At 70.7% G+C, this 18,042-nt stretch carries 14 protein-coding genes; 11 read left to right on the top strand and 3 right to left on the bottom strand.

The window, feature by feature from the left end; all coding sequences use genetic code 11:
• Together IPL40_16080 and IPL40_16075 are read left to right on the top strand one after the other, a co-directional pair.
• On the top strand, positions 1–1,228 hold a 1,228-nt coding region (locus IPL40_16080), incomplete at its 5' end, for a glutamate synthase subunit alpha (GenBank protein ID MBK8482656.1).
• Positions 1,228–2,700, top strand: coding sequence for a glutamate synthase subunit beta (locus IPL40_16075; GenBank protein MBK8482655.1), 1,473 nt, complete (start codon positions 1,228–1,230; stop codon positions 2,698–2,700). The genes IPL40_16080 and IPL40_16075, both read left to right, overlap by 1 nt.
• Positions 2,701–2,718: 18 nt before the next feature.
• Here IPL40_16075 and IPL40_16070 read toward each other — a convergent pair whose 3' ends face one another.
• The gene (locus IPL40_16070) at positions 2,719–4,140 is read right to left on the bottom strand and encodes a diguanylate cyclase (protein MBK8482654.1); all 1,422 of its coding nucleotides are present in this window, start codon (positions 4,138–4,140) and stop codon (positions 2,719–2,721) included.
• A gap of 323 nt (positions 4,141–4,463) precedes the next feature.
• On the opposite strand from IPL40_16070, the gene IPL40_16065 reads away from it, so the two are divergent.
• The 3 genes from IPL40_16065 to IPL40_16055 all read left to right on the top strand — a co-directional run bounded on the left by IPL40_16065 (position 4,464) and on the right by IPL40_16055 (position 8,635).
• Entirely contained in the window at positions 4,464–6,524 is a 2,061-nt protein-coding gene (locus IPL40_16065) for a heme lyase CcmF/NrfE family subunit (GenBank protein ID MBK8482653.1), read from the top strand.
• Between the two features lie 36 nt (positions 6,525–6,560).
• Positions 6,561–7,181, top strand: a complete 621-nt coding sequence (locus IPL40_16060; GenBank protein MBK8482652.1) for a hypothetical protein — start codon at positions 6,561–6,563, stop codon at positions 7,179–7,181.
• Between the two features lie 188 nt (positions 7,182–7,369).
• Positions 7,370–8,635 carry a hypothetical protein gene (locus tag IPL40_16055; GenBank protein MBK8482651.1) on the top strand — a complete coding sequence of 422 codons (1,266 nt, stop codon included), beginning with the start codon at positions 7,370–7,372 and terminating at the stop codon, positions 8,633–8,635.
• Between the two features lie 13 nt (positions 8,636–8,648).
• On the opposite strand, the gene IPL40_16050 is transcribed toward IPL40_16055, so the two are convergent.
• Positions 8,649–10,271: a GAF domain-containing protein gene (locus IPL40_16050; GenBank protein MBK8482650.1), complete on the bottom strand. Its 1,623-nt coding sequence runs from the start codon at positions 10,269–10,271 to the stop codon at positions 8,649–8,651.
• Between the two features lie 102 nt (positions 10,272–10,373).
• Between IPL40_16050 and xth the strand changes: the two genes are divergently transcribed.
• Positions 10,374–11,159 (top strand): exodeoxyribonuclease III, encoded by a 786-nt coding sequence (gene xth / locus IPL40_16045; GenBank protein ID MBK8482649.1) that lies wholly within the window; start codon positions 10,374–10,376, stop codon positions 11,157–11,159.
• Here the strand turns inward: xth and IPL40_16040 are convergent.
• A complete protein-coding gene (locus IPL40_16040; GenBank protein MBK8482648.1) occupies positions 11,114–12,337 on the bottom strand; it encodes an esterase-like activity of phytase family protein in 1,224 nt (407 codons plus the stop codon). The genes xth and IPL40_16040 overlap by 46 nt on opposite strands.
• Positions 12,338–12,393: 56 nt before the next feature.
• Here IPL40_16040 and IPL40_16035 point away from each other — a divergent pair, with 56 nt between their 5' ends.
• The 5 genes from IPL40_16035 to IPL40_16015 all read left to right on the top strand — a co-directional run bounded on the left by IPL40_16035 (position 12,394) and on the right by IPL40_16015 (position 17,965).
• Positions 12,394–13,203, top strand: coding sequence for a thioredoxin domain-containing protein (locus tag IPL40_16035; protein MBK8482647.1), 810 nt, complete (start codon positions 12,394–12,396; stop codon positions 13,201–13,203).
• A 26-nt stretch (positions 13,204–13,229) separates the two neighbouring features.
• Complete coding sequence (locus IPL40_16030; GenBank protein MBK8482646.1) at positions 13,230–13,658, top strand: hypothetical protein; 429 nt, start codon at positions 13,230–13,232, stop codon at positions 13,656–13,658.
• Positions 13,659–13,944: 286 nt separating this feature from the next.
• Complete coding sequence (gene ndk / locus IPL40_16025; GenBank protein MBK8482645.1) at positions 13,945–14,367, top strand: nucleoside-diphosphate kinase; 423 nt, start codon at positions 13,945–13,947, stop codon at positions 14,365–14,367.
• 41 nt (positions 14,368–14,408) lie between these two features.
• Positions 14,409–15,518 carry a 23S rRNA (adenine(2503)-C(2))-methyltransferase RlmN gene (rlmN, locus tag IPL40_16020; protein ID MBK8482644.1) on the top strand — a complete coding sequence of 370 codons (1,110 nt, stop codon included), beginning with the start codon at positions 14,409–14,411 and terminating at the stop codon, positions 15,516–15,518.
• A gap of 14 nt (positions 15,519–15,532) precedes the next feature.
• Positions 15,533–17,965 (top strand): protein kinase, encoded by a 2,433-nt coding sequence (locus IPL40_16015; GenBank protein ID MBK8482643.1) that lies wholly within the window; start codon positions 15,533–15,535, stop codon positions 17,963–17,965.
• Positions 17,966–18,042 lie beyond the last annotated feature (77 nt).

The following is an 18,042-nucleotide window of genomic DNA, read 5'->3' as shown; positions in this document are numbered from 1 at the left end:
GCTCGGCGCCGAGGAGTTCGGCGTCGCGACCGCCGCGCTGATCGTCGAGGGCTGCGTCATGTTGAGGAAGTGCCACCTCAACACCTGCTCGGTGGGCATCGCCACGCAGGATCCAGAGCTGCGCGCCCGCTTCGCCGGCCGCGTCGAACACCTCGTCAACTTCTTCCTGCTGCTGGCAGAGGGCGTCAGGCCCTATATGGCCCGGCTCGGCTTTCGCACCATCGACGCGATGGTCGGTCGCGTCGATCGCCTGCGCCCGCTGTCGCGAGCGGAGCATTGGAAGGCGCAGAAGCTCGATCTGGCGATGCTGCTGGCGGAGCCAGCTGCGGCGGCCAACAGTCCGCGCTGCTTCGCCAAGGCGCGGCCCTGGCCGCTCGAGGATCACATCGACCACGTGATTCTGAGCCGCATCGGCGACGCGCTGCGGACCGCACATCCGGTCGAGGTCAACCTCCCGATCGCCAATTGCCATCGGGCGGCCGGAGCGCTGATCAGCGGCATGATCGCCCGCGAGCACGGGGCCAAGGGCCTGCCGCGCGACACCCTGCAGGTGCGCTTCCGCGGCAGCGCGGGGCAGAGCTTCGGCGCCTTCCTCGCGCCCGGGGTCACCCTCGAGCTCGAGGGCGAGGCCAACGACTACGTCGGCAAGGGTCTCTCCGGCGGCAAGCTGATCATCTACCCGCCGCGCGATTGTCGCTTCGTGCCGGCCGAGAACATCATCATCGGCAACACCGTGCTCTATGGCGCGACCAGCGGCGAGCTCTACGCCGCGGGCCTGGCCGGCGAGCGCTTCGCCGTGCGCAACAGCGGCGCTCGCGCCGTGATCGAGGGCGTCGGGGACCACGGCTGCGAGTACATGACCGGCGGGGTGGTCGTGGTGCTGGGGCGCACGGGACGCAACTTCGCCGCCGGCATGAGCGGCGGCGTGGCCTACGTCTTCGACCGCGAGCAGCAGTTCCGCAAGAAGTGCAACCTGGCGATGGTCGAGCTCGAAGAGCTGGTCGACGAGAGCGCGATCTGGCTGGTCTACGGCATGATCGAGGATCACGTGCGCTACACCGGCAGCGCCGTCGGGCGACGCATCCTCGACAACTGGGAGCTGATGCTGACGCACTTCGTACGCGTGATGCCCAGGGACTATAAGCGCGTCCTGCAAGCGCGGCGCGCGGCGCAGCGACCGGCGCAACGGCCGCCACAGCTGGCGGTGGTCGACGGAGGGCTGAAGTAGTGGGCAAGGCAACTGGCTTCAAGGAATGGCCGCGGGCGCTGCCGAGCAAGCGCCCTGTCGCCGAGCGGCTACGCGACTGGCGGGAGATTGAGCAGCCCCAGCCCCTCGAGCGCGTGCGTGAGCAGGGCGGCCGCTGCATGGACTGCGGTGTGCCCTTCTGCCAGCAGGGCTGCCCTCTGGGCAACCAGATCCCGGATTGGAACGATCTCGTCCACCGTGATCGCTGGCGGGAGGCCCATCTACGCCTCGCCGCAACCAACAACTTCCCGGAGTTCACGGGAAGGCTCTGCCCCGCGCCTTGTGAGGGAGCCTGCGTCCTCGCGATCAACGCCGAGCCGGTGACGATCGAGCAGATTGAGAAGGAGATCATCGAGCGCGCCTTCGCCGAAGGCTGGGTCCAGGCTCAGCCGCCGCGCCTGCGCAGCGAGCACAGCGTCGCGGTGGTCGGCAGCGGCCCGGGCGGGCTGGCGGCAGCGGCCCAGCTCAACTCGGCGGGCCACCGGGTCACGGTCTACGAGAAGGCTGATCAGCTCGGCGGCCTGCTGCGCTACGGCATCCCGGACTTCAAGCTCGAGAAGTGGGTCATCGACCGTCGCCTCGCGCTGCTCGAGGCGGAGGGCATCGAGTTCGTCACGGGCGCGGCGGTGGGCGAGCGCCCGACCTGGCGCGAGCTGCGCAACAACCACGACGCGGTGCTGATTGCCATCGGCGCCGAGCGGCCGCGCGAGCTCGACGTCCCGGGGCGCGAGCTCGACGGCGTGCACCTCGCGATGGACTTCCTGCGCTTACAGAACCGCGCGGTCGGCAGCGCTGCACCGATGGCCAGCCCGCTGCTCGCCACCGGCAAGCGCGTCGTCATCCTTGGAGGGGGCGACACCGGTTCCGACTGCCTGGGGACCGCCCTGCGCCACGGAGCCGCCAGCGTGCAGCAGATCGAGCTGCTCCCGGCGCCCCCGCGCCATCGAGATACGGGCAACCCCTGGCCCCAATGGCCCGTCGTCTGGCGCAGCTCGAGCAGCCATGAGGAAGGCGGTTTGCGTGAGTTCGCGCTGCAGACCAAGCGTCTCAGCGGCAGCGAGGGCAAGCTGCGCGAGCTCCATGCGGTCCGCGTCGAGCCGGTCGGCCAGCCCGGCGGCGGCCTGCGCTTCGTCGAGCAGCCGGGGCAGGAGCTCACGCTGCCCGTCGACCTGCTGATCCTTGCGCTCGGCTTCGTCGGGCCCGACACCGCTGCGCTGGCCGATCAGCTCGGGGTCGAGCGCGATTCGCGCGGCAGCATCGCGATTGATCGCAACTTCGCCACCAACGTCGAGGGCGTGTTCGCCGCCGGCGATGCACGCCGCGGCGCGAGCCTGATTGTTTGGGCGATCTCCGACGGTCGCGAGGCCGCCCGCGCCGTCGACAGCTACCTGCGCGACGACGCCCCGTCCTGGCTGCCCACCCGCGGCGCCGACCAGCCCTTCGGCGGCCGCTGATCGCGCGGCAGCGGCGGTCTAGTCGCGCGGCAGCGGCGGCGGGGCCAGCTCGACGCGATTGCGGCCGCTGCGCTTGGCGCGATACATCGCCGCATCGGCGGCGTCGAGGAGCGCCTGCACCCCACCCATCGCCTCTTGATAGCAGGCGACCCCAAGGCTGATCGTCACTGGCGTGCTGACGGCTACCGCTGCTCGAACCCGCTCTGCCGCCTCAGCCGCCTCGTCCAGGCCCGCGTCCGGCAGCAGCAGCAAGAACTCCTCGCCGCCGTAGCGCGCGGCCAGGTCCGCATCACGAACGCTGGCGGTGATCGCCGCCGCCAGTTGCCGCAGCACCTCGTCGCCGGCCGAGTGTCCATGCGTGTCGTTGAAGCGCTTGAAGTGGTCGACATCGATCATCACCAGCGAGAGCGCCGTGCCGGCGCGTCGCGCCTGCGCCAGGCTGCGCTCGAGCAGCACCTCCATCAGCCGGCGGTTGGCCAACCCGGTCAGTGAATCATGCAGCGCCCGCTGCCGTGCCCCCTCGTAGAGCCGGGCATGCTCGATCGCCACGCCGATGTGATGACCCGCGGTGACCAGGGCCCGCACGGCCAGATCATCGAGGCTGGTGTCGACCGCGAGGTGCAAGCAGAGCACGCCGACGACGCGTTGCTGGGCCTTGAGCGGCACGACGATGTGCCCATGGTCGCCCAGCCCGGCGCAGAAGATGCTGTGTCGCGCGTCATGCGCCGAGCTCGCCGAGAGCAGCGGCTCGCCCGCCGCGGCGACGCGACCACAAAGGCACTCGCCAACCCCGATCTCACGGTGCTGCTGGAGGAACTCCTCTTCGTAGCCGACTTGAGCCGCAAGGCGCAGCCGCAGCCCCTCCAGCAGGAAGAGCGCGCCACGGGGCTCGACCGGCAGCGCACGTAGCTGCGTAATCGTCCGCAGCACCGCGGGCAGCGTCTCCGCGAGATCGAGGCTGTGCGCCATCGCCGCCGTCACCTCGTAGAGCACGGAGAGCTCCGTATTGACCGCGGCCAAGCGCGCGGTCTCGCGCGTCCGCCGCTGCTCACGCCGCTTGCGTGCCCCGACATCGCGCAGCAGCACCAGCGTCAGCTCGGTGGCGCCCGCCGGCAGTCGGCTCGGCAGCACCTCGAGCGCCACCGTCGCGCCGTCGCAGCGCAGGCCGGGCAGCTCGACAGCGCCCGCATCCTCTGGCGCCGCCGAAGGATCCGTCGGCCGCCAGACCTCGAGCAGCTCAGGCCAGGCGGGCAGCACACGGCGCACCGGCGCGCCAATCAACGCCCCCGCGTCGCAGCCGAAGAGCCGGCCGGCGGCGCGATTGGCGAGCTGCACCTGCCCTGCGTCGTCCACCGCGAGGACGGCCTCGGGCAGAGCGTCCAACGCCTCCGCGGCAGTCGCGGGCCGAAGCGCTGCGCTGCCGGGTCGGTGAAGCGTCATCGTAGCCTCCGCATCGTGGGCCCCGCCGCGCCTGCCCTCGCCGAGCGTGGCGAGCGACAGGCGTGCACGCGCCGCACCCCTGAACTTAGCCTGACTAGCTGCGGACCGAAAGCCAACCCCGGGCGTCAGACCCCGTCGAGACCAGCTCGAGCGGGCCGGGGAAGCGCTGCGAGCGTCCGCTGCGAGGGCGCGTTGCGGGGCCCGCGACCCTCGTCTATATTGCGCGCTCCGCGGGCTCGGACGAAGGCGTGAGGTCGCGAGCCGCTGGCCTGCGGAGCGCGGCTCGACCCACGCCACACACTTCCGCTGGAGGGCGCGCTCCCATGGCAACAATCGGGACGCTCTGCATCTACTTGACCCTGCTGCTCGCCACCTGGTCGGCTGCCTTGGCCCTGGTCGGCGCGCGGCGGCGCAGCGCCGCGATGGTGCATAGCGCGCAGCTCGCGCTCTACGGCGTGGCAGCGGCCACGACCCTCGCGATCCTCCTCTTGGCCTACGCCTTCACGATCTCCGACTACTCGCTGGTCTACGTGCAACAGCACTCAGAGCGCGCGATGCCGGCGTTCTACCGCATCACCGCGCTCTGGGGCGGCATGGAGGGCTCACTGCTGCTCTGGGTCTGGTTGCTCTCGCTCGTCTCGGCCTTGGCGATGCGCAGCAATCAGCACCGGCTGGGCGACATCGTCCCCTACGCCAGCGCGGTCTTGATGCTGGTCGTGGTCTTCTTCGGCGTCGTGATGGTGGTCAGCTCGAACCCCTTCGACGCCTACCTCTCGGTCACCCCCGAGGTCGGCAAGGGCCTCAACCCGTTGTTGCAGAATCCCTACATGGTGACGCACCCGCCCTCGCTCTACCTCGGCTTCGTCACGCTGACCGTGCCCTTCGCCTTCGCCATGGGCGCGCTGCTGGCTGGACGCGTCGACGAGACCTGGCTGCACGCCGCCCGCCCGTGGGCGCTGGTGTCCTGGTTCGCGCTCGCCCTCGGGCTGACCCTGGGGATGCTCTGGGCCTATGAGGAGCTGGGCTGGGGCGGCTACTGGGGCTGGGATCCCGTCGAGAACGCGGGCTTCATGCCCTGGCTGCTCTGCACCGCGTTCCTGCACTCGATCATGGTCCAGGACCGGCGACAGATGCTGAAGATCTGGAACGTCGTGCTCGCCCTGCTCGGCTTCGTGATGACGATCTTTGGCACCTTCCTCACCCGCTCCGGGTTCATCGACTCAGTGCATTCCTTCGCTCGATCGAACATTGGCTACGTCTTTCTCGCCTTCATTGGCCTGACCCTGGTCACCGGCTTCGGCGTGATCCTTTGGCGCCGACCGCTGCTGCGCAGCCGGGGCGCGCTGGAGTCGGCAATGAGCCGGGAGTTTTGGTTCCTGCTCAATAACTGGGTCCTGCTCAGCGCCTGCCTGTTGGTCATGGTGCTGACGATTTTCCCGACGATCTCAGAGCTCTTCGGCGACAAGATCACGATCAGCATCCCGGCCTTCAATCGCTGGATGGTGCCGATCGGCCTGGCCCTGCTGGTGCTGACCGGGGTCGGCCCGATGCTCGGCTGGCGTCACTCGACGCCCGCCGGACTGCGTCGGCAGTTTCAGTGGCCAGCCATCGTCGGGCTGCTCGTCGGGCTCGCGCTACGCTTCCTGGGGCCTGCGGCGGGCAAGCTCGCCCTGGTGACCTGGGGGCTCTGCGCCTTCGTCATCGCCACGGTGCTGCAGGAGGTGCTGCGCGCCGCCGCGGTGCGCGCGCGGGCGGCGCAGACGAGCTTCGGCCAGGCCCTCGGCGGGTTGCTGCTGCGTAACCATCGGCGCTACGGCGGGTACGTGGTGCACATCGGCGTGGCCTTGATGTGCGTCGGGTTTGCCGGTGAGGCCTTCAAGCAGGAGACCGAGGCGGTCCTGCGACCGGGTGAGCGCGTGGCCATCGGCCGTTATGAACTGCGCTACGACGGCCTGCGCGTCACCGAGGACGAGCTCAAGGGCATGCTCACCGCGGACCTGACGGTCTTCGAGGAGGGCAAGGCGACGAGCACGATTCACCCGGCACGCTGGGTCTTTTTTCGCCATGAGGATAGCCCGACGACCGAGGTCGCGATCCAGCGCTCGACCAGCGAAGATCTCTTCGTCGCGCTCGGGGGACACGATCAGGCCAGCCGATCGGCGACCTTCAAGGTGGTGATCAACCCCCTGGTTAGCTTCGTCTGGCTCGGCTTCCTGGTGATGGCCCTGGGCGCCGCGGTCGCGGGTTTGCCTTTGAGTGCCCTGGCCCGGCCAGCAGGTGCGGCGCCCGCCCTCGCCCGCACCGGCGGTGCGCCACCGACCGAGCTGGGAAGCGAGGCCGCAGGACGGCGCCGTGTCGACGAAGCCGCGGATGGCGACGAATAGGGATGACGCAATAGGGATCATCGGGAGGGCGAAGCGGTGCTAGCAAAGTTCTCGCGCTGGACGGGCTGGCTGCTGCCCTTGCTGCTGGTCGCGCCGGGCGTGGCCCTGGTCGCTCGGAGCGGCGGTGGCGGCACGGCGATCGCGCTGGCCGCGCTGGCTGCTGCCGCGCTCGGCGCCCTACTCCACCTGCTGCTTCGCAGTGTCGGGACCCTGGTTGGGCAGCTCGAGCAGCCCCCGCCCGCCCCCGATCAGCGCCTGCGCGACCTCGAACGCGAGAAGCTGCTGCTGCTGCGTTCGATCCGTGAGATCAACTTCGATGCCGGGCTGCAGCGCCTCGACGAGGCGCAGGCCGCGCAGCTCGCCGCGCCGCTGCGCCAGCGGGCGCTGGAGGTGCTCCAACAGCTCGATGCCGCTCGCCTCGGCCAGCCACCGCTGCTGCTCGACCAGCAGATCGAGCGAGAACTCAAGCGGCGCCTGGGTGGCAGCGTTGCGCTCGTCCTGCTCCTCGCCCTCTCAGCGCTAGCCTCCCCCGCCTGGGCACAGGCCGCGGGCGCGAGCCTCCCGACCGAGATGCTCGGTCAGCCGCTGCCGAGCGCTGACCTGCCGGCCGGCGTGCTGACGGTCAAGGTCATCGGCGATGGCCTCGACCAAGCCTAAGCCGGCCAGACGGTAGAACTCTTCCGCCGCGCGGCGACCGCGATGGAGAGCGCGGGGAGCGCAAGAGCGGCCCGGATGGCCGCGTCCGCTTCGAAGGGCTGAGCGAAGGCTCGATCTATCTCGCCCTGCTCCGACGAGGCGCCCAAGGGATCCCGTCGCGCCCCTTTAGCCTCGCGTCGGGCGCCGGCGTGAAGATGCTGCTCTCGACGCGATCCCCGCCGCAGCCCCTCGCTACCGCCCTGGCCATCGACGCGACGGCGGCCTCGGCAGCCGACGAACCGCCGCCCGCGGGTGACGCCGCCACGGCGATGGACGCGGGCGATGACCCGCACGCGGGGGTTCCCGGCGCACCGCCCCTCGGCGGGACCGCCGGTGCCGCGACGCTCAGCGTCGCCGAGGGCCTCGCACTCGACCGGTTCGAGGCGCTGGCGCTGCTGGGCGCGGCGCGTACGCCGCTGGCTGGCGCCAAGGTCACCCTCTCACGCCTCGGCGAGCCCGAGCTGACCCAACCCACGGACACCCAGGGGCGCGCCTTCTTCCGCCTGCCGCGAGCGACGAGCGCTAGCAAGGATGCCGCCCCCGCGACCTTCACGCTGCAGGTCATGCACGACGGGCACAGCTACCGCAGCGCCACGTTGACGCCGGCGCAGGTCGGTGGCAAGCGTGCGACCTTCGTCGTCTACGATCGCACGACGAGCAGGGAGAGCCTCGAGCTCGCGCCGGGCACCCACGTCCTCGCCCAGGTCAGCGAAGGTCGACTGAGCTGCACGCACATCCTCGTCTTGGTCAACCGCGGGCCACGCCTCGTCGACCTCGGCGCGGGCGGGCTGGTCGTCCCCCTGCCAACGGGCGCGCTGCGCGCGGCCTTGAGCGAGGAGACCGAGCGCGTCGCCCGCCTCGACGAGCGCGCGGCGGCGATCGTGCTCCGTGGACCCCTGCCACCGGGCCAGCTCGTGCTGCAGGCGTCCTATGAGCTGCCCTATGACGGCGCGACCCTCGAGTTTCGCCAGCACCTACCCCTCGGCAGCGCGCGCTCGCTGCTCGCCCTGGCGGAGGCGCCCGGTGTCGAGCTCTCGGGACCGAACCTCGAGATGCGCGAGGTCCGACGGCATCAGGGCGTCGCGATGCAGCTCTTCTCCCTCAGCCCGGTGGCGCGTGGGAAGCAGCTCGAGCTGACGCTTCGTAACCTCCCGCACCGCGCGGAGTGGCCTCGTCAGCTCGTGCTGGGTCTGACGGTGCTGATCGCGCTCTGGGCGACCGCGGGGATCATCCAAGGCCGCCGCCACGCCGCGCGCCGTGCCGCCCAGCGTGAGACCTTGCTCAACGCCCTCGCTGCGCTGGAGCGGCGCCAGGCCAGCGGAGCGATCGACGCGAGCGCCTACGCCGCGGAGCGCGCCGCACTGATCGCGCAGGCGCGGCTGGTCTGGGACACCGCCCTGCCCACGACGGGCTAGCGCGCCCGTCGGATCAGCGTACCGGGCCCTCGCGAGCGTAGACCTTGGCCTCGCAAAACACCTGCAGCAGCGCGCTATCGAGCTTGCCCTGCCCCGCATCCTGCCAGAGGATCGCCAGCGCCCGCTCACGCGGCACGGCCGGTTTGTAGGGACGGTCCGCCGCGGTCAGCGCATCGTAGATATCGACGATGGCCATCATCCGCGCCTGGACCGGAATCGCGTCGGCGTGACAGCCGCGCGGGTAGCCCGAGCCGTCGAGCTTCTCGTGATGTCCGGCGGCGATGGTCGGGATCCGCTGGAAGCCGCGGCCCCAGGGGATCGCACAGAGGAAGTTATAGCTGTGGACCACATGCGACTCGATCTGCCGCCGCTCGGCCGGGGTGAGACTGCCGCGTCGCAGCCCGAGGCACTCCAGCTCGGCCGCGGTCAGGTAGGGCTGCCGCTCGCCCCGCGCATCCAGATAGCTGCGACGCGCGATCACCTCCAGCAGCTCCGCGCGATCGCCGTCGAGCACCGTCGGCCGATTGGCCGCCAACACGGTCTGCTCGCAGCGGTCGACGAAGCTCAGCTCCTCGGCAAGGCGGCGGAGCTCCGCAGCCAGCGCGGCGCCGCTCGCGGGATCCGATCCGCGGGCGAGCTGCAACTCGCAGCGTAGGCTCTCGCAGCGCAGCCACTGCCGCACATAGTCGAAGCGATCGAGGATCCGATCGCGATCGGCTTCATAGAGCTTGTCCGCCTTGACCAACACCCGCTCCGGCACCCCGACCTTGCCAAAGTCGTGCAGCAGGCCGGCGTACTCGAGCTCCTTCAGATCATCGCGGCTGAAGTGGACCCCCGCGAAGGGCCCGTCGCTGAGCCGATCGACCTGCTCGGCCAAACCGACCGTCAGATCGGCGACGCGGCGGGAATGGCCGCTGGTCGTCGGGTCGCGCTGCTCGATCGCCAGCACCGCAGCCTCGACCATGCCCTCGAAGGCCTGCCGCAACTCCTGGTAGAGCAGCGCGTTGTCGAGCGCGACCGCGGCCTGATTGGCCAGCGTCTTGGCCAGCTCGATCGCTCGCCCGTCGAAGGGCCCCACCAGGCAAGCGAAGTCAGCCGGGCTGGTCAAGCGGGCGCTCGGCTTTGTCTTCTTATTGATCAGCTGAATAACGCCGATGACCTCGCCGCGCAGGTTGACCATGGGCACGGTCAAGACGCTGCGCGTGATGTACCCGCTGCGCTGATCGAAGCTGCGATCATGGCCCAGCGGTCCACCACCCTCCGCCGTGACCGCGTCGAGATCGGGGATGTGCAGGGCCCGGCGTTCGAGGACCGCCGCCCCGACGAGCGAATGCGGCGTGATCTCGATCGTCGTCGTCTCGAAGTCGACGGCGATCGACTCATTCTGCGCGACCTCGAAGCGCAGCCGACCTCGGGTCGCCCCATCGACGCTCGGCTCGACCACGTACACACTGCCGGCATCGGCGCCGACCAGCGCGCGCGCCTTGCTGAGGATTAACGCCAGCAGGCGACGGATGTCCCGCTCGGAGTTGAGCAGCGCGCCGATCGCCACCAGCTCACGGAGCTCGAGGTGGTCGCGCGCGGCGAGGATGGCCTCGGCCGAGGGAAGCGCGGCGATGGGCGCTTGGGTCGACATGGTCAGCGGCTTGCGCGTAGTCTAGCATCGCAAGCCGAGTCTTGGTCCAACGCTCGAGCAGGATCGCCGGCCCCCCCCTCCCCGCTCAACAGGGCAGCTCAGATGCGCATCGTCTCCTGGAACGTCAATGGACTGCGAGCCTGCGCCAAGAAGGGCTTTACTCGCTGGCTCGCCGGCTGTGGCGCCGAGATCGTCGGGGTGCAGGAGGTGCGCGCCGATCCCCGCCTGCTGCCGAACGCTGTGCACGCGCCCGCGGGGTGGTTCACCAACTTCTCCGCGGCGACGCGCGCGGGCTACAGCGGCGTGGGACTCTACAGCCGCCGCCCGATCGACGCGCTCCGCACCGCGCTCGGGCAGGCCGACTTCGACGCCGAGGGGCGGCTTCAGCTGGCCCACTTCGGCCGCCTGGTCGTCGCCAACGTCTACTTTCCCAACGGCAGCGGGTCAGCACGCGACAACGGGCGCGTGCCCTTCAAGCTGGCGTTCTACCGCGCGCTCTTCGCGCAGCTCGAGCGGCTGCGCCGGGCGGATCGCCACGTGCTGGTGATCGGCGACTTCAACACCGCGCACCAAGCGATCGACCTCGCGCGGCCGCAGGCCAACCGCGGCACCAGCGGGTTCTTGGCCGAAGAGCGCGCCGAGCTCGATCGCTGGCTGCGCGCGGGCTGGGTCGACACCTTCCGCCACTTCGAAGGCGGCCCCGGGCACTACAGCTGGTGGAGTCAGCGCGGCGGCGTCCGCGCGCGCAACATTGGCTGGCGCATCGACTACGTGCTGGCGTGCTCCGCAGCGCTGCGCCACGTGCGCGCTGCGTTCATCGACGCGCAGGTCAAGGGGTCCGATCATTGCCCAGTCGGCGTCGACGTCGATCCGGCGATCACCGCGTGAGCCCGACGCGCGCGTCCCTTCGCCGACGGCTGCGCACGGCGCCACGACGCGCCTCGGCGACCCAGCGGCCGCAGACAGAGCAGCAGCGTGCGCTGTCTGGCGCTCTCGTTGTCGTCGCTGACGAGGAGCACGCGCCCGCCCGGTAGCGCCGCGAGACCCTCGAAGTTGTCGATCGCCCAGCCCTCGGCGCTGTCCAGCACGACCAGGCGATCGGTGGCCTGCGGGGCTTCGCTAGCGCCCCGCGGAGGCCGCGGCGTCCAGCGGCTCAGGCTGATGACCGTCCGTCCCGTCGAGGCGACGTAGCCGCGCTCGAGCAGCAGCAGCGCGCCGTCGCGCCACGGCGCCAGATCGACGAGTCCGCTTTCCTCGACGGCCGCGCTGGCGGCGAGCTGCCAGGTTTCCCCTCCCGCTGCCCCCAGCGGCAGCGTCTGGCGGGGCTGGCCTCGCAAGGGCGCTTCGCCGCCAAAGACCAGTCCCCAGCGCGAATGCCAGGCTACAGCCTCCAACGCGAGGTTGGGACCGCGGTAGGCGGTGACCTCTGTCCACAGCGCCGGCAAGGGCTCCTCACGCAGAAAGCGGCCGTCGAGGCCAAAGCGCCAAACCCGCGGTCGCTGCTCGAACGAGACGAAGAGCTCCGTCCGACGGCGCCCGCGCCAACGGGACACCACCAGCGCCAAACCCTCCGCATCGGCCTCTGCCCCCACGAGCGGCGCTCCCTCAGGGCCACGCAACGCCACCGCCCGCAGCACCTCGGCGGCGACGAGTCGCCCCCGTCGCCATCGAAGGCGCAACTCGAAGAGGTGGCCGCGATCGGAGAGCGCCTCCAGTCGCTGCCGGCGCCGATCCCACGCCAGGCCGGACAAGCCCCCGACCCGTACGCCCTCGACCTCGACCGCCGCCAGGGCCAGCGCACCGCAGAGCGCCACCTCCATGTAGCGTGTGCCCACGGGATGGTCAGGGTGCAGCTCGACCTGCCTGCTGAAGGGCTCGCCGGCCTGGGCGCTCGATGTCGCCAACACCAGCCACAGCGTGAGCAGCAGCCCACGGGCCCGGCCCGCGCCTGCGCCCGCGGGCCAATCGCCAAGGGTCGCCCGCCGGCCGCCCGCCAGCCAGGGCACCAGCCTGCGCCCCGGCAATCGCCCGCCCGACCCCGCCTCGCCTGCGCTCCTTGCCAGCATGCGAGCATCGTACTAGAGGTACGCGAGCGAAGGGTACGCTAGCGAGGGAATGGCGCATGGGCAGGCAGCGCACCAAACCGAGTTCCTCGCGGCCAAGCGCCCAGCCAAGCGCCCAGCCAAGCGCCCAGCCAAGCGCCCAGCCAAGCGTCCCGTCGATCGTCCCGTCGCTCGCCCGGCTGCTCGTCCCACTGCTTGCCCTGCTGACCTTCGCTGCGGCCTGCGGTGCGGAGCCCTCGAAGAGCGCTGAGGCGACTTCCTCCACGATCTACGCCATGCCCCTGCTCGGCGAGGAGCGCGGACCCACCGACGCCCTGGTGACCATCATCGAGGCCGGCGATTTTCAGTGCCCCTATTGCAAGACTCAGGCGGCGGTCCTGCACCAACTCGCCGAGGACTACCCGGCGGACCTGCGCCTCTTCTATGCCCACCTGCCGCTGGTCGAGTTTCACGAGCGGGCATTGCCCGCCGCCGTCGGCGCGGCCTGTGCCGCGGCCCAGGGGAAGTTCTGGGGCTATCACGACGCACTCTACGCGGCGGCCCCCGCGCTCGATGACGACACACTACTGCGTCACGCCACGGCGCTCGGCCTCGAGCTGGACGCCTGGCGCGGCTGCCGTGACGACCCGGCCACCCGGCAGGCCGTGCTGGCGCAACGCGAGCGACTGCTCGCCTTCGGCGTGCGCGGAACGCCCTCGTTCTTCGTCAATGGGCGCTTCGTCAGCGGCGGCCAATCCTTGGCCATGCTGCATGCGCTGGTTGATCAAGCGCTTGCCGCGGCCCGCGTCACCATCGCCGCCGACGGCCTGAGCGCCGCCGAGTATTATCAGCGCGTGGTGCTGGAAGGGGGCCGGCCGGCCGGCTCTTGAGCGGCCCGCGCCAGAGGAGCTCGACGATGGAAGCACGCCAGCGCCCAACGCTGAGGCAGGTCTTTGGCCGCTTCTCGCAGCTCGTCGCGCTGCGCTCGACCTGCGTGCGTCTGCAGGTCGGGAGCGTGATCACCAGCGGCGACTTCACCCGCGTGCTTTCGATCGGCTACAACGGCAACGCACGCGGCCTGCCCAATACCTGCGACCGCCTCGAGCCCGGGAACTGCGGCTGCATCCACTCCGAGATCAACGCGCTGCTCAAGCTCGACTTCACCGAACCGCAGAAGGTGATGTTCCTGACCGACAGCCCGTGCGCCGCCTGCGCCAAGGCGATGATCAACGCCGGCATCAGCCGCGTTTACTACCTGCGCGAGTACCGCAAGGCCGACGGGCTGGCGCTGCTCGCGCTGGCGGGCATCGAGACCGAGCACCTGATCCTGCCGCCAGAGCTTTGAGGCCTCGCCGACGCGCGATCGCGCGCCGCGGTGCAGCGCGCCCCAGGCTCCGCGCCCAGCCCGCGCGTTGAGCCTGACCCCAAGTCGTGCTAGGAGCCTGGCGGAGATCGCCGTGCGCGATCCCGCTCCGCGCCAGCGCGGTTCGCCGCCGAGGCGCGGCGGCCGAGGGGCGATCGAGAGGAACACGAGGCGCCGGCAGCAGGGTCCCGAGTAACAGCGCGCAGGCAACAGCGCGCAGGCAACAGCGCGCAGGCAACAGCGCGCAGGCAACAGCGGAGAGTGAGTCGTGGAACGCACGCTTTCATTGGTCAAGCCGGACGCCGTCGAGCGCAACCAAATCGGCGCCATCATCAACGTGCTCGAGCAGGGCGGACTGCGCGTCGTCGGCGCGAAGCTCCTGCGCCTCGGCGCGAGCCAGGCCGAGGGGTTCTATGCGGTCCATCGCGAGCGCCCTTTCTTCGCGGACCTGTGCAGCTTCATGTGTTCGGGGCCGATCATGGCGTTGGTGCTCGAGGGACCCAATGCGATTCAGCGCAACCGCGAGCTGATGGGCGCCACTAATCCGGCGCAGGCCGCGGAGGGGACGCTGCGCAAGCTCTTCGGCGCCAGCATCGAGCGCAATGCGGTGCATGGGTCCGATGGCCCCGAGACGGCGCGCACCGAGATTGCCTATTTCTTCAGCGCCAGCGAGCTGAACGGGCTAGCCTAGCGCTCGTCGAGCGCGATCGCCCGTTGGCCTTGCCCCTGCCGATGAAGCCGCTTCCCGACCTGCGCAGCCTCCCGCTCGCGACGCTCGAGCAACTCGCTGCCGAGCTCGGTCAGCCGCGTTTTCGTGCCCTGCAGCTCTTCGGCTGGATCCACCGCAGAGGCGCGACCAGCGTCGCAGCGATGACCAACCTGCCGCGTGAGCTCCGCGAGCACCTGGCCAGCAGCACCACCCTCGCGCCGCTCGAGGTGGCCGAGCTGCTCGAGAGCGCCGACGGCACGCGCAAGCTGCGCCTGCGCTGCGTCGACGGCGCGTCGATCGAGTCGGTGCTGATTCCGCGCGAGACCAAGCGCACGCTCTGCATCAGCTCGCAGGTCGGCTGCGCGCTCGGCTGCAGCTTCTGCGCCACCGCCACGATGGGCCTGAAGCGCAACCTGACGGCGGGAGAGATCGTCGATCAAGTCTACCGCGTCAACGCGCTCCTGCCGGCCGACGAGCGGCTGACCAACCTGGTCTTCATGGGGATGGGCGAGCCGCTCGTCAACGTCGACGCAGTGGTGACGGCGATCGCGCTGCTCTGCGCCCCCGAGGGTCTCGATCTCTCGCCGCGGCGCATCACCGTCTCCACCGCCGGTGTCGTCCCTGGGATCCGCGAGCTGGGTCGGCGCATGCGTCAAGTCGGCCTGGCCATCTCACTGCACGCCACGACCGACGAGGTCCGCGATCGCTTGATGCCGATCAATCGCCGCTGGCCGCTCGCCGCCCTCTTTGCGGCGCTGCGCGCGTACCCGCTGCCGCGTCGGCGGCGCATCACCTTCGAATACCTCTTGCTGCCGGGCGTCAACGACAGCGCTGGGGACGTCACGCGCCTCTGCCGCCTGCTCGAGGGTATCCCGTCCAAGGTCAACCTGCTGCCCTACAACCCCTCTCGCTCGGATCAGCCCGAGCTGCGGCGACCCGACGACGAAGCGCTGGAGACCTTCGCCGAGCTGCTGCGCGCGCGCGGCTTGACCGCCACAGTGCGCCACAGCCGGGGGCTCGATATCGCCGCAGCCTGCGGACAACTCGTCGTGGCGAGCGGCGCAGCAAAAGCCTTGAACGGAATGACTGCGACGGCCAAGATCGGCGCCGGCGGCCCTGTTTTGAGCCGGTGACGCGGCGCGACGCGATGCAAGCACTGCCAAAGCCCATCCCCTTCGGGCGCTACCTGCTGACCGAGCACATCGCCGTGGGCGGGATGGCCGAGATCTTCGGCGCGAAGATCGTCGGCGCGATGGGCTTCGAGAAGAACGTCGCGATCAAGCGGATCCTGCCGCAGTTCGCCAGCGACGCCAGCTTCGTGCAGATGTTCGTTACCGAGGCCAAGCTGGTCTGCCACCTCGAGCATCCGAACATCGTCCAGGTCCTCGAGCTGGGCGAGATCGACGGCCAGTATTTTATCGCGATGGAGCGCGTCAACGGTCTCGACGCCCGCCGTCTCTGGCGCACCCTGGCGAAGCAGCGCCAGCGGCTCCCGGGAGTGCTCGCGCTCTTCATCACGGCGGAGCTGCTGCGCGGCCTCCACTATGCGCATCGGGCGCTGGGCGGCGACGGCCGCCCGCTCGGCGTCGTGCACCGCGATGTCTCTCCGTCGAATATTTTGGTTTCGCTGCGCGGCGACGTGAAGCTGAGCGACTTCGGTATCGCTCTGGTGCAGCAAGAGTCAGCGACCCAGGCCGGCACGCTGAAGGGCAAGTACGGCTACATGTCCCCCGAACAGGTGACAGGTATCGCGGTCGATGGCCGCTCGGATATCTTTTCGGCGGGCATCGTCCTCGCCGAGCTGGTGCTGGGCCGGCGGCTCTTCGCCGCGCGCAATGACTTCGAGACGCTCAACCGCGTCGTCAACGTGCGACTCGACGTGCTCGATCGGCACGCCGCGGCGCTGCCGCCCGAGGTGGTAACGATCCTGCGGCGGATGCTCGAGCGACGCCCCGACGATCGCTACCCCACAGCGCAAGCAGCCCACGACGACATCGTCGACTTCCTCTACCAGCGACGGACGCGCGTCAGCCAGGAGACCCTCGCCGGCTTCATCGCGCAGTACGTCGCGCCGCAGCTCGGACCTTCCGCGGCGGAGCGCGACGCCACAGCGGAGGCCGGCGAGGACGACAGCTCGGGAGGGATCCACCCGCGGAGGGCGCCCACAGCCGCGCCCCGCAGCCACCCGCCTCTCGCGGCAGCGCAGCGCGTCGCGCTCGATGAGACAGAGCTCGAAGGACCGACCCGCCATCGCGCCCCCGGGACCGCAGCGATCGCGGGGGCGACGACAAGCGCTGCGCCGGAGACCGCGGTCGCGGTCAAGGCGCTGGCTCCGCACGCCGCCGCGCCGCCGACCGGCCGCGCGAGCGCTGCACCCACGGGCCCCCACCTCCCGTTGGAAACCACAGGGCTCCTCGACGTCTTCGGCGCGATTCCTCTGCTGGCGATCGAGGAGGGAACCAGCCTCGCGGGAGAGCTCTCGCTCGACCAGACTCCCGTCAGTCGGCCACGAGACCTGCTTGACGCCTCGGGTAGCGGCCATCGGCGCCGCGCCGGCATGGAGCTCGACCCCAGCGCCCTGCTCGCGACTGAGGCGCCGGGGCTGCCCAGGGCCGGCGAGGGAGGTGTGGCGCTGCCCACTCGCGCGGCACATGAGCCGCATCGCGCGGCCCCGCGCAGCGCCGCGGCGGACGCGAGCGCTGGCGCCACGTCGCGCCAGCCGCCACTGGGCTCGACCGTCAGCAGCTCGCGCTCCGCCGACTTCTCCGGTTCGCTGGCCCTCAGGTCGGTCGCCAAGGTGCTCTATCGCTTCGCTGCCGCCGAGGAGACGGGACTGCTCCTCCTCAGCCATCCCGCGGCGACCGAGAGCGCTGAGACGACGGGCGAGCATGCCGCGAGCGACCGCGTCTGGGTCGCCGAGCTGAGCGCGGAGCTCCTGGGCCTGCCGGCGGTGATCCTCGACGGCGACGCCTTGAGGGCGATCTACTGCGCCGACGGTCAACCCCGCCTCCTCGCGGCCGAGCGCAGCGACGAGCTGCTGGTGGCGTTTCTCCTGCAGCGCGGTCTGACCACGCGCGAGGACGTGGCGCGGGCAGCGCGCGCGCGCGCGCATCGGGGACTCGTCGCCGCCTTGATCGCCGATGGCCGCCTCTCGCCGCTGCACGTCTCCCGCGCGACCGCGGCCTTTGTTACCGAGCGCGTGACGGAGACCTTCGCCTGGTCCGCGGGCCAGTTCGCCTTCTTTCGCGGGCACGAAGCACCGGCGAACGCCTTCCCTTGCGACCTGCGCTTGGTCGAGCTCCTGCAGGCTGGGGTCGCGTGCCTCTCGCGCGCGGCGCTGACCGCGTACTTCGCCCGCCTCCGCGATTGCGAGGTCAGGCGGCTTCCGGCGCCGCCGCCTGGGGCGCCCAATGCCGCCCTCTTGCAGCTCCCGACCCTCGGCGCGCTCTATCAGCGGCTTGCCACCGCGGAGAGCACAACGGCGATCATCGCCAGCGCGGGACCCGAGCCCGACGATCCCCTTGGTTGGGCACGCGCGCTCTACCTGCTGCTGGAGTGCGAGCTCGCTCAGCCCGTCTGAGCGCCGGGCGCCAGCCGTGGGGGCGCGGCGCGGTGGTTGAGCACCCGCTGCGGCGCCGCTACACTCCGCGGCGAGGG

Source organism: Pseudomonadota bacterium (genome assembly GCA_016711215.1).
In the GTDB taxonomy this organism is placed as follows: domain Bacteria; phylum Myxococcota_A; class Polyangia.
Note: the sequence above shows the minus strand (reverse complement) of the source record. Positions and strands in the feature narration are given on the sequence as shown.

Coding starts and splice junctions, on each gene's coding strand:
- IPL40_16070 (MBK8482654.1), bottom strand. CDS start 4,140: ATGACGCTTCACCGACCCGGCAGCGCAGCGCTTCGGCCCGCGACTGCC.
- IPL40_16065 (MBK8482653.1), top strand. CDS start 4,464: ATGGCAACAATCGGGACGCTCTGCATCTACTTGACCCTGCTGCTCGCC.
- IPL40_16050 (MBK8482650.1), bottom strand. CDS start 10,271: ATGTCGACCCAAGCGCCCATCGCCGCGCTTCCCTCGGCCGAGGCCATC.
- xth (MBK8482649.1), top strand. CDS start 10,374: ATGCGCATCGTCTCCTGGAACGTCAATGGACTGCGAGCCTGCGCCAAG.
- IPL40_16040 (MBK8482648.1), bottom strand. CDS start 12,337: ATGCTGGCAAGGAGCGCAGGCGAGGCGGGGTCGGGCGGGCGATTGCCG.
- IPL40_16035 (MBK8482647.1), top strand. CDS start 12,394: ATGGGCAGGCAGCGCACCAAACCGAGTTCCTCGCGGCCAAGCGCCCAG.
- IPL40_16030 (MBK8482646.1), top strand. CDS start 13,230: ATGGAAGCACGCCAGCGCCCAACGCTGAGGCAGGTCTTTGGCCGCTTC.
- rlmN (MBK8482644.1), top strand. CDS start 14,409: ATGAAGCCGCTTCCCGACCTGCGCAGCCTCCCGCTCGCGACGCTCGAG.
- IPL40_16015 (MBK8482643.1), top strand. CDS start 15,533: ATGCAAGCACTGCCAAAGCCCATCCCCTTCGGGCGCTACCTGCTGACC.